General features: G+C 65.6%; 8 protein-coding genes and 3 rRNA genes. 3 read left to right on the forward strand and 8 right to left on the reverse strand.

The window, feature by feature from the left end; all coding sequences use genetic code 11:
• Positions 1-17: 17 nt before the first annotated feature.
• Positions 18-806, reverse strand: coding sequence for an NAD(P)H-binding protein (locus F4559_RS24360; protein ID WP_184672402.1), 789 nt, complete (start codon positions 804-806; stop codon positions 18-20).
• A gap of 71 nt (positions 807-877) precedes the next feature.
• On the opposite strand from F4559_RS24360, the gene F4559_RS24365 reads away from it, so the two are divergent.
• Positions 878-1,771 (forward strand): AraC family transcriptional regulator, encoded by an 894-nt coding sequence (locus tag F4559_RS24365; RefSeq protein WP_184672404.1) that lies wholly within the window; start codon positions 878-880, stop codon positions 1,769-1,771.
• Positions 1,768-2,103, forward strand: coding sequence for a nucleotide pyrophosphohydrolase (locus tag F4559_RS24370; protein WP_184672406.1), 336 nt, complete (start codon positions 1,768-1,770; stop codon positions 2,101-2,103). The genes F4559_RS24365 and F4559_RS24370 overlap by 4 nt, the downstream gene beginning before the upstream one ends.
• On the opposite strand, the gene F4559_RS24375 is transcribed toward F4559_RS24370, so the two are convergent.
• Complete coding sequence (locus tag F4559_RS24375; RefSeq protein ID WP_184672408.1) at positions 2,100-2,264, reverse strand: hypothetical protein; 165 nt, start codon at positions 2,262-2,264, stop codon at positions 2,100-2,102. The two genes, F4559_RS24370 and F4559_RS24375, sit on opposite strands and share 4 nt — an antisense overlap.
• A 122-nt stretch (positions 2,265-2,386) precedes the next feature.
• On the opposite strand from F4559_RS24375, the gene F4559_RS24380 reads away from it, so the two are divergent.
• Entirely contained in the window at positions 2,387-3,319 is a 933-nt protein-coding gene (locus tag F4559_RS24380) for an NAD(P)/FAD-dependent oxidoreductase (RefSeq protein WP_184672410.1), read from the forward strand.
• A gap of 75 nt (positions 3,320-3,394) precedes the next feature.
• On the opposite strand, the gene rrf is transcribed toward F4559_RS24380, so the two are convergent.
• The 6 genes from rrf to F4559_RS24410 form a co-directional block, all read right to left on the reverse strand.
• Positions 3,395-3,511: ribosomal RNA gene (gene rrf, locus F4559_RS24385) — 5S ribosomal RNA — on the reverse strand.
• A 124-nt stretch (positions 3,512-3,635) separates the two neighbouring features.
• Positions 3,636-6,719 (reverse strand): 23S ribosomal RNA (locus tag F4559_RS24390).
• Positions 6,720-7,076: 357 nt separating this feature from the next.
• Positions 7,077-8,592 (reverse strand): 16S ribosomal RNA (locus F4559_RS24395).
• Together the 16S, 23S and 5S rRNA genes form the textbook arrangement of a ribosomal RNA operon.
• 379 nt (positions 8,593-8,971) lie before the next feature.
• Positions 8,972-10,102, reverse strand: coding sequence for a sensor histidine kinase (locus F4559_RS24400; protein WP_184672412.1), 1,131 nt, complete (start codon positions 10,100-10,102; stop codon positions 8,972-8,974).
• Position 10,103: 1 nt separating this feature from the next.
• Positions 10,104-10,781 carry a response regulator transcription factor gene (locus tag F4559_RS24405; RefSeq protein ID WP_184672414.1) on the reverse strand — a complete coding sequence of 226 codons (678 nt, stop codon included), beginning with the start codon at positions 10,779-10,781 and terminating at the stop codon, positions 10,104-10,106.
• Between the two features lie 34 nt (positions 10,782-10,815).
• Positions 10,816-11,451, reverse strand: coding sequence for an SPFH domain-containing protein (locus F4559_RS24410; protein ID WP_184672416.1), 636 nt, complete (start codon positions 11,449-11,451; stop codon positions 10,816-10,818).
• Positions 11,452-11,630 lie beyond the last annotated feature (179 nt).

Raw genomic sequence — 11,630 nt, forward strand, 5'->3', positions numbered from 1 at the left:
TCCGGGCACCACACCCGTCACGCCCACGCGGCGGCGTTCTCCTCCACGTACGCGGCGAACAACCGCGCCGGCCGGCCGAGCACCCGCTCCACCGTGTCCGTCAGCGACAGGTACTGCCCCGCCGCGACCGCGGTCAGGTGGTACGTCACCGCCTCGGCGTACCCGGTGTCCAGGCCACCCGCCTCGGCCGCCGCCACGTAGGCGGCCGGCGGCACGCTCGCGATCGCGGTCGACCGGCCCGACACCTTGTCGATCAGGTCGAGGGCTTCGCGGAACGACAGCCCTTCCGGACCGGAGATCTCGTAGGTGTTCCCCGCGTGCCCGTCCTGGGTCAGGGCCGCCACCGCGACGTCGGCGATGTCCCGCGTGTCGATGAACGCGTGCCGCCCCGGGCCGGCTTCCGGCAGCGGCACCGTGCCCGAGAGCACCTGCTCGTGGAAGTAGTCCTCGGTGAAGTTCTGGTGGAACCACGTCGGACGCAGGATGGTCCAGTCGATCCCCGAGTTCCGCAGCGCGGGCTCGTTGCCACCCGCCGGGCCCAGGCCGCCCGCCGACAGCAGCACGATCCGCTCCACGCCGGATTCGACCGCGCGCGGCACGAACGCGGACACCAGCGGCGAGCTCAAAGTCCAGACAGGAGGCACGAGGTAGATCGCCCGCACACCGTCCAAAGCGGACTGCCAGGTGGACTCGTCGGTCCAGTCGAAGCGGAGGTCGGAGGAACGGGACACGGGCCGGACGTCGTCGAGCGCGGCGGCGACGTGGCGGCCGGTCTTGCCGGTGGCGCCGATAACCAAGGTCGTCATGCCCCAAGCGAACCAGCGCGGTGAGCGGACGGACATGGTCGAGCCGCCCGATTCCATGTTCAATCGTCTACATGGACGCACTCACCGATCTCCTGCGCGGTGTGCACGCGCGTAGCGCCCTGCTGTGCCGCTCGTTCGTCACCGAGCCGTGGGCCATGGCCTACACGCCCACCGTGAAGCTGACCGTCACGTTCGTGCTCGACGGCGACGCGTGGCTCCTCGTCGAGAACATGGCTCCGTTGCGAGTGACCGCGGGCTCAGTCGGCCTGGTGCGCGGACGCACCCGGTTCGTGCTCGCCTCGGACCCGTCGACCCCGCCGCAGTTCGACGCCCACCAGGACGACTGCGAACGCTGGCGGATCGGCACCCGCACCTACGGTCTCGCGCCCGAGGGCGACGCGACCGTGATCACCGGCAGCTACGACGTCCAGGACGTGTCCGACCGGCTGCTCAACGCCCTGCCGCCCGCGCTCGTCGTGGGGTGCGACCCGTGCGCGACGTCGACGCTGCTGTCCGAGGAGGTCGCCGTCGACCGGCCCGGCCAGGACATCGTGCTGGACCGGCTGCTGGACCTGCTGCTGGTGTTCGCGTTGCGCGAGTGGTTCGAGGGGGATTCGTCGAACGCGCCCGGGTGGTACCACGCGCTCGGCGACGATGTCGTCGGCCCGGCGTTGCGGGCCGTGCACGGCCGACCGGACCGGGCGTGGACGGTGTCGGAGTTGGCGGCCGAGGCCGGGGTGTCACGGGCGTTGTTCGCCCGCCGGTTCTCCGCGCTGGTGGGCGTTCCGCCGTTGACCTACCTGACCGGGCTGCGCATGGACGTGGCCGCCGACCTGCTCGCCGAACCCGGTGCCACGGTGACGTCGGTGGCCCGTGCGGTCGGCTACGCGGACGGGTTCGCGTTCAGCACGGCCTTCAAACGAGTACGCGGCGTGCGACCCAGTGTGGTAGCTCTGCGGGCATGAACACGTTGGCAGACTTGAAGAACGCGTTGCGCGCGTTCGCGGCGGCCCGCGACTGGGACCGGTACCACACGCCCAAGAACCTCGTGATGGCGTTGTCCGGCGAGGTCGGCGAACTCGCTGACCTGTTCCAGTGGCTCACGCCCGAGCAGGCGGCGAACGCGATGGCGGACCCGGAACTGGCGTGGAACGTCCGCGACGAACTGGCCGACGTCTTCCACTACCTGGTGCGGCTGGCCGACAAGCTCGACGTCGACCTCGTCGAAGCGGCGTTCGCCAAGATCGAGCGCAACGAGACCCGCTTCCCCGCGGACTCGCCGAAGCCACTCGCCTAGACATAGGTCAACAACAGGAGGATCAACGTCGCGAGGAGGATCGCCGCCAGGACGACGGGTGTCCACTGCGACTGTCCCGGACGGTCGCGGGCATGTCTGCCCCGCCGTCCGTGCCAACGCCACGGCACCGAGACCTCCCACGACCACTGCTGGCTGCTCATGACCGTTAACGTAGGGACGACCACCTCGGACCGGCCGCGCGTCACCCGCGTGCCGCAACCGCACCAACCGGTCAGCGGTGCGGACCGGCCGGACCGTGACGGTGGCGGGAAAGGGTGTCGCGGTGCGCGTCGTCGTGGTCGGTGCGGGGATCGCCGGTGTGGCCTGTGCCCGTGCGCTGGCCGATTCCGGGGTGGTTGTGCGCGTCCTGGAACGCGGCCGGGTCGTCGGCGGGCGGATGGCGACCCGCCGTTACGACGGTCGGCGGGCGGACATCGGTGCCGGGTACTTCACCGTGTCGGACGCACGCTTCGCCGCCGTCGTCGCGCGCTGGCGTGACGCGGGCCTGGCGCGCGAGTGGACGGACACTCTCACCGTGCACTCGCCTTCCGGGTGGAGCACGACCGCGGAACCGATGCGGTGGGCCGCGCCGGGTGGACTGAGGTCCCTGGTGGTCGATCTCGCGCGAGGACTGGACGTCCGCGTGGAATCGGAGGTCGAGTGGGTCGAGCCGGGTCCTCGCGTGGACGGTGCCCGCACCGATGCCGTCGTCCTGGCGATGCCCGGCCCGCAGGCACTACGCGTCCTGGACCCACGTTCGCGGGCCGTGCGTGCCGCGGCGGAGGGACAGGGCTGGCAACCGTCCCTCGTGGCGACCCTGAGGTTCCCGAAGCGGACCTGGGACTTCCCCGGCGTGTTCGTCAACGGGAACCCGGTGCTGCGCGCGATCTTCGACGACGGCAGCCGACGCGGCGACAACGCCCCGGTCCTGGTCGCGCACACCGTCGCCGCGTTCGCCGAGGGTTTCGTCGCCGACCCGACCGACGCGGCCGACGACATCGAGGCCGCGGTGCGGGAGCTGATCGACCTGCCGCCGGCCACAAGCCGCGCGGTGCACCGCTGGACCTATGCGATTCCAGGCACTCCGAACCCCGCACCGTTCTTCTTCGGCGAGGAGATGATCGGCATAGCCGGCGACGCATGGGGCCTGCCCAGGGTGGAAACTGCCTGGCTCTCCGGCACGCTCCTGGCCGAGGCCCTGCTCACTCAGGTCTGAGCCGCAGCAAATCCCCTGAAACGCAAAAAGCCCTGTGGGGGTCGACCGGAAGATCGACCCCCACAGGGAAAGAATGTTCGGCGGCGTCCTACTCTCCCACACCCTCACGAATGCAGTACCATCGGCGCTGGAAGGCTTAACTACCGGGTTCGGAATGGGACCGGGTGTTCCCCAACCGCAATGACCACCGAAACACTATGAAGATAACCAACCGACCACACCCGACACTCCCAGCCGACCCTCACAAGTCGACCAGAACCCGCCGGGGGCCTGGTTTCGGTTCCTTCAGAACCGCACAGTGGATGCGTAACATCTTCATGACAAGTCCTCGGCCTATTAGTACCGGTCAACTCCAGCCGTTACCGACCTTCCATCTCCGGCCTATCAACCCAGTCGTCTACTGGGGGCCTTAACCCACAAAGGGGTGGGACACCTCATCTAGGAACGAGCTTCCCGCTTAGATGCCTTCAGCGGTTATCCCTTCCGAACGTAGCCAACCAGCCATGCCCCTGGCGGGACAACTGGCACACCAGAGGTCCGTCCGTCCCGGTCCTCTCGTACTAGGGACAGCCTTCCGCAAGTATCCTACGCGCGCGGCGGATAGGGACCGAACTGTCTCACGACGTTCTAAACCCAGCTCGCGTACCGCTTTAATGGGCGAACAGCCCAACCCTTGGGACCTACTCCAGCCCCAGGATGCGACGAGCCGACATCGAGGTGCCAAACCATGCCGTCGATATGGACTCTTGGGCAAGATCAGCCTGTTATCCCCGGGGTACCTTTTATCCGTTGAGCGACCACGCTTCCACAAGCCATGGCCGGATCACTAGTTCCGACTTTCGTCCCTGCTCGACCCGTCGGTCTCACAGTCAAGCCCCCTTGTGCACTTGCACTCGACACCTGATTGCCAACCAGGCTGAGGGAACCTTTGAGCGCCTCCGTTACCCTTTGGGAGGCAACCGCCCCAGTTAAACTACCCACCAGGCACTGTCCCTGATCCGGATCACGGACCGAGGTTAGACATCCAGTACGACCAGAGTGGTATTTCAACGACGACTCCACAACCACTGGCGTGGCCGCTTCACAGTCTCCCACCTATCCTACACAAGCCGAACCGAACACCAATACCAAGCTATAGTAAAGGTCCCGGGGTCTTTCCGTCCTGCCGCGCGTAACGAGCATCTTTACTCGTAATGCAATTTCGCCGGGCCTGCGGTCGAGACAGTCGAGAAGTCGTTACGCCATTCGTGCAGGTCGGAACTTACCCGACAAGGAATTTCGCTACCTTAGGATGGTTATAGTTACCACCGCCGTTTACTGGCGCTTAAGTTCTCAGCTTCGCCACAAAGTGACTGACCGGTCCCCTTAACGTTCCAGCACCGGGCAGGCGTCAGTCCGTATACATCGTCTTGCGACTTCGCACGGACCTGTGTTTTTAGTAAACAGTCGCTTCTCGCTGGTCTCTGCGGCCGGAAGATCCTAGCCCGCAAGGGGCTTCAAATCCCCCGGCCCCCCTTCTCCCGAAGTTACGGGGGCATTTTGCCGAGTTCCTTGACCACAGTTCACCCGATCGCCTCGGTATTCTCTACCTGACCACCTGTGTCGGTTTGGGGTACGGGCCGCATGAACACTCACTAGAGGCTTTTCTCGACAGCATGGGATCACTCTACTTCGCCTCAATCGGCTACGCATCACGTCTCAGCCTGTATGACGTGCGGATTTGCCTACACGTCGGCCTACACGCTTACACCAGTACTACCACTCACTGGCGGAGCTACCCTCCTGCGTCACCCCATCGCTTGACTACTACAAGTTCAGGTCCCGCGCTCCACGTCACACCATCACCCGAAGGATCAGGCGCGGGCTTCGGGCGGTTAGTATCACAAGGTTCGCCATGGGCGCGTTCACACGGGTACGGGAATATCAACCCGTTGTCCATCGACTACGCCTGTCGGCCTCGCCTTAGGTCCCGACTTACCCTGGGCGGATTAGCCTGGCCCAGGAACCCTTGGTCATCCGGCGGACGAGTTTCCCACTCGTCTTTCGCTACTCATGCCTGCATTCTCACTCGCACAGCGTCCACACCTGGATCACTCCGGCGCTTCACCCGCTGCACGACGCTCCCCTACCCATCCACGCTGATGCGTGAATGACACGGCTTCGGCGGTGTGCTTGAGCCCCGCTACATTGTCGGCGCAGGACCACTTGACCAGTGAGCTATTACGCACTCTTTAAAGGGTGGCTGCTTCTAAGCCAACCTCCTGGTTGTCTGGGCGACCCCACATCCTTTCCCACTGAGCACACACTTAGGGGCCTTAGCCGGCGTTCTGGGCTGTTTCCCTCTCGACTACGAAGCTTATCCCCCGCAGTCTCACTGCCGCGCTCTCACGTACCGGCATTCGGAGTTTGGTTGATTTCGGTAAGCTTGTGGGCCCCCTAGACCATCCAGTGCTCTACCTCCGGCACGAAACACACGACGCTGCACCTAAATGCATTTCGGGGAGAACCAGCTATCACGGAGTTTGATTGGCCTTTCACCCCTAACCACAGCTCATCCCCCAGGTTTTCAACCCTGGTGGGTTCGGGCCTCCACGCGGTCTTACCCACGCTTCACCCTGGCCATGGCTAGATCACTCCGCTTCGGGTCTAGACCACGCGACTATCACGCCCTCTTCGGACTCGCTTTCGCTACGGCTACCCCACACGGGTTAACCTCGCCACGCAGCACTAACTCGCAGGCTCATTCTTCAAAAGGCACGCCGTCACCCCGAAAGGCTCCGACGGATTGTAGGCACACGGTTTCAGGTACTATTTCACTCCCCTCCCGGGGTACTTTTCACCTTTCCCTCACGGTACTAGTCCGCTATCGGTCACCAGGGAGTATTCAGGCTTAGCGGGTGGTCCCGCCAGATTCACAGCAAATTCCACGAGCTCGCTGCTACTTGGGAACACCACAAGGAGACACCGGGTTTTCGCGTACGGGGCTGTCACCCGCTACGGCCACGCTTTCCAGACGCGTTCCGCTAACCACAGTGCTTTCTGACTCCTTGCCAGTCCGGCAGAACTGACCAGTGGGTCCCACGACCCCGTACACGCAACCCCTGCCGGGTATCACACGAATACGGTTTAGCCTCTTCCGCTTTCGCTCGCCACTACTCACGGAATCACGGTTGTTTTCTCTTCCTGCGGGTACTGAGATGTTTCACTTCCCCGCGTTCCCTCCACACGCCCTATGTGTTCAGACGTGGGTGACCCCACATGACTGGGGCCGGGTTTCCCCATTCGGAAATCCTTGGATCTCAGCTCGGTTGACAACTCCCCAAGGCTTATCGCAGTCTCCTACGTCCTTCATCGGCTCCTGGTGCCAAGGCATCCACCGTATGCCCTTAATAACTTGCCACAAAGATGCTCGCATCCACTGTGCAGTTCTCAAAGAACAAACCAGACACCAGCCCACCAACGTCAACGCCTACCCGCACACCCCCGAAGAGGCACACCAGCGGTTCGAAGACCGGACCGGTCGGTCACTGAAAGACACTCGCGTGTTCTCTCAGACACCCAACAGCGCACCGAACAGAAACCCTCGACCCTCTGATCACCTTTCCACGCTCCGGAGAGCAGTACTCACTGACCAGACAACCGAAAACCCCGCATTAGCCAGCATCCACAAAATTGAGCCCCACCCGACGATCATCCGCCGCCGGCGTGGCCTCCACCACGACCCTCCGAAAAGGACCGCGGTGCAGATGCTCCTTAGAAAGGAGGTGATCCAGCCGCACCTTCCGGTACGGCTACCTTGTTACGACTTCGTCCCAATCGCCAGTCCCACCTTCGACCGCTCCCCCCCTTACGGGTTGGGCCACGGGCTTCGGGTGTTACCGACTTTCGTGACGTGACGGGCGGTGTGTACAAGGCCCGGGAACGTATTCACCGCAGCGTTGCTGATCTGCGATTACTAGCGACTCCGACTTCACGGGGTCGAGTTGCAGACCCCGATCCGAACTGAGACCGGCTTTAAGGGATTCGCTCCACCTCACGGCTTAGCAGCCCTCTGTACCGGCCATTGTAGCATGTGTGAAGCCCTGGACATAAGGGGCATGATGACTTGACGTCATCCCCACCTTCCTCCGAGTTGACCCCGGCAGTCTCCCATGAGTCCCCGCCACTACGCGCTGGCAACATGGAACGAGGGTTGCGCTCGTTGCGGGACTTAACCCAACATCTCACGACACGAGCTGACGACAGCCATGCACCACCTGTACACCAGTCCGAAGAGGCCACCATCTCTGGCAGTTTCCGGTGCATGTCAAGCCCAGGTAAGGTTCTTCGCGTTGCATCGAATTAATCCACATGCTCCGCCGCTTGTGCGGGCCCCCGTCAATTCCTTTGAGTTTTAGCCTTGCGGCCGTACTCCCCAGGCGGGGTGCTTAATGCGTTAGCTGCGGCACGGAGGACGTGGAAGCCCCCCACACCTAGCACCCACCGTTTACGGCGTGGACTACCAGGGTATCTAATCCTGTTCGCTCCCCACGCTTTCGCTCCTCAGCGTCAGTATCGGCCCAGAGACCCGCCTTCGCCACCGGTGTTCCTCCTGATATCTGCGCATTTCACCGCTACACCAGGAATTCCAGTCTCCCCTGCCGAACTCAAGTCTGCCCGTATCGACCGCAGGCTCCACGTTAAGCGTGAAGTTTTCACGGCCGACGCGACAAACCGCCTACGAGCTCTTTACGCCCAATAATTCCGGACAACGCTCGCACCCTACGTATTACCGCGGCTGCTGGCACGTAGTTAGCCGGTGCTTCTTCTGCAGGTACCGTCAGTCACCCTTCGTCCCTGCTGAAAGAGGTTTACAACCCGAAGGCCGTCATCCCCCACGCGGCGTCGCTGCATCAGGCTTCCGCCCATTGTGCAATATTCCCCACTGCTGCCTCCCGTAGGAGTCTGGGCCGTGTCTCAGTCCCAGTGTGGCCGGTCACCCTCTCAGGCCGGCTACCCGTCGTCGCCTTGGTAGGCCACTACCCCACCAACAAGCTGATAGGCCGCGGGTCCATCCCGTACCGCCGGAACTTTCCACCCCACGACATGCGTCGCGGAGTCGTATCCGGTATTAGACCCGGTTTCCCAGGCTTATCCCGAAGTACAGGGCAGGTTACCCACGTGTTACTCACCCGTTCGCCGCTCGTGTACCCCGAAGGGCCTTACCGCTCGACTTGCATGTGTTAAGCACGCCGCCAGCGTTCGTCCTGAGCCAGGATCAAACTCTCCAATAATGAACGAGTTGATCGCTCGAACGATGCTGACCCACGAACCGGAATATGGTCCGCGTTTGACAGTCAGTCGTCCAGTATTCGATCTCAAAGGAATACCTCTTGACGAGGTATATCAGTTTACTGGCTATTCGGCACGCTGTTGAGTTCTCAAAGAACACGCGCTCACCATCGTCGCGCTCTCAGTCGAGAGGCTCTTCCGGGGCTTGTGGCCTGCGCTCCGTTCCGGCTTTTCCGGCCCGTTCCGCGCTGACATGGAGAAAGTTACACGGCGGCCAACAGGGAGACAAATCAGGGGTCCAGGGCCTTGTTCGTGCAGGTCAGAACCCCTGTGGAGACCCAAAACCGCGATCATGTGTGACCGGGACCACTCGAACGAGTTTCAGTGGGGTGCCGACGGCAGCGTGACGGCCACCGAAAGCCCTCCTCCGGGCACCGCCGACGCCTGCACCACGCCCTCGTGCGCGGCCACCGCGACCCGCACGATCGACAGCCCCAACCCGGTCCCCGTGCGCGAGGTCCGGTCCGTGCCGCCACGGCGGAACGGCTCGAACAGCTCGTCCACTCGTTCCGGCGCGACGACCGGCCCCGACGACGTCACCCGCAGCAGCGTCCACTGCGGACCGGCCTCGGTGCCCACCTCGATCCACCCGCCGGGCAGGTTGTGCCGCACGGCGTTCTCCAACAGGTTGCCCGCGATGCGTTCGAGCAACGCCGGGTCACCCACGGCCGGCGCCGGTCCACACCGGAACGTCGTCCGCAACCGCCGGTCGTCCGCCTCACCGCGCACCGCGCGCCACGCGGACTCCACGACGGCCGTCAGGTCGACCGGCTCCCGCACGGCCAGCCCCACCGCTTCGGTGCGTGCGAGCAACAGCAATGCCCCGACGAGCTGCTCGGCGCGCAACGTCGCGGCCCGCACCACGTCGGCCATCCGCCGCAGCTCGGCCCCGTCCGCGTCCGGGTCGGCGAGCGTCACCTCCAGCTCGGTGCGGATCACCGACAGCGGGGTGCGCAGCTCGTGCGAGGCATTGGCCACGAACCGGCGCTGCGAGTCGAACGCGGCCTGGAGCCGGTCGAGCATCTCGTCGAACGTGTCGGCCAGCTCCGCGACCTCGTCCCGCGGTCCGGACAGCCGCAACCGTTCGCCGAGCGACTCGGCGGACAGCCGGCGGGCCGCGCCGGTGACCTCCTGCACGGGTCGCAGCACGCGCCCGCCCAGCGTCCACGCGAGCAACGCCGCCGCCGCGACCACGCACAGGAACGCGATCGACCCCGACCGCAGCACGTCGTCCTGGGCCTGCCGGGCCAGGGTGTCGGCGAGCACGCCCGCGTCGACATCGGCACCGTCGACGACCACCGTGCTGCCCTCGGGGTAGCGGGGCATCGAGCCGACCACGCGGGTGACCAGCAACCACCCGAGGATCAGCAGCAGGCCGCTGACGAACGCGACGAGCCCGGCCGCGAGCACGGTGATCCGCGCGCGCAGTCCCGGGCCGCGCCGGCGCGGCACCTCAGGCCTCAGCGGAACCCGCCGTCGGCACGCGGTACCCGGACCCGACCACGGTGTCGATGATGCCCGGCTCCCCGAGCTTCTTGCGCAACGTCATCACGGTGACGCGCACGGTCGTGGTGAACGGGTCGGCGTTCTCGTCCCACACGCGTTCGAGCAGTTCCTCGCTGCTCACCACGGACCCCTTGGCCGCGAGCAGCACCTCCAGCACGCCGAACTCCTTGCGGGTCAGCTCGACCGGCTGGCCGGCGCGGCGCACGGTCCGCCGCGCCGGATCCAGTTCGACGTCGCGCGCGGTCAGCAGGGGCGGGGTCGCGGGTGTGGCACGCCGGGCCAGCGCCCGGACCCGGGCCACCAGTTCCGGAAACGCGAACGGCTTGGCCAGGTAGTCGTCGGCACCCAGGGACAGCCCCGCGACCCGGTCGTCCAGCCCCGCGCTGGCGGTGAGCATCATGACCCGGGTCAACGCCCCGGAGCCCAGGATCTCCTTGCACAGCTCGTCACCGGACATGCCGGGCAGGTCACGGTCGAGCACCACGACGTCGTACCGGGTCACCGTGGACTTCTCGTGCCCGGACTCGCCGTCGTACGCCACGTCCACGGCCATGCCTTCGCGCCGCAGCCCACGCGCGATCGCGTCGGCCAGGGGCACCTCGTCCTCGACTATCAGGATGCGCACCCCACCAAGGTGCCACACCGGCCGGGGAGGACGTTCAGCGCCGGGTCCCGTCGACGACCACCGTGCCCGCCGACTGCAACGCCCGGAGCTGGAGCAGCGCCGGGTGCTCCTCGGCCAGGCGTGCCGCGTTGAGCAGCGACCGGACGGCCGCCGTCTCGCCGCGTGCGCGCTCCAGGGCGGCACGCCCCTCGGCACGGGCCACGATCTCGGCGAGGGCGGCCTTGCGCAGCTCGGCGGGCATGATCACGTCGCGCACGTCCACCTTCTCGACCACGAGCCCGAGCCCGGTCACGGGGTCGCCCAGGGCGGCGAGCACCTCGGCGCCGATGGCGGCGCGCTCCGGTTCCACCCGGTCGTGCGGTCGGGTCAGGACGGCAGCGCGCAGCGCGAGCTGGGCGGCCAGGTGCAGGTCCTGGACGGGATCGGCGCTGACGCTCAGGTAGCGCACGGCGTCGGTGATCATCCACTTGAGCACCGACGTCACCCGCACGAGGACGCCGTCGGCGGTGGGGATGTCCTGCCACGCGCCGACGTGGTTCTTCGCCCGCACGTCGACGCGCTTGACCACGTCGTCCCGGCGCAGCCGGTGCTCGCCGGGTCCGAGTTCGCCGACGATCACACCCCGGCGGAAGTGCACGCCGCGTTCCCACGGCAGAAAAGTGTGCTTCATCGGTTTCCTCCCCTCGGGCGCAGCGACCGTGCCCCGGTCGGGCGGACGACCGGCGGGGGTCCCGAAGACCCGCGTGGCCGGGCGTCCGACCGGTCCGACCGGGGCACGGTTTTCAGGAGTCGAACCTGAGTCGCTCAGCGCGATGCCGCGGACCGGCTCCCATCACGGAACCCGGAGCG

This window comes from Saccharothrix violaceirubra, from assembly GCF_014203755.1.
Taxonomy (GTDB): domain Bacteria; phylum Actinomycetota; class Actinomycetes; order Mycobacteriales; family Pseudonocardiaceae; genus Actinosynnema; species Actinosynnema violaceirubrum.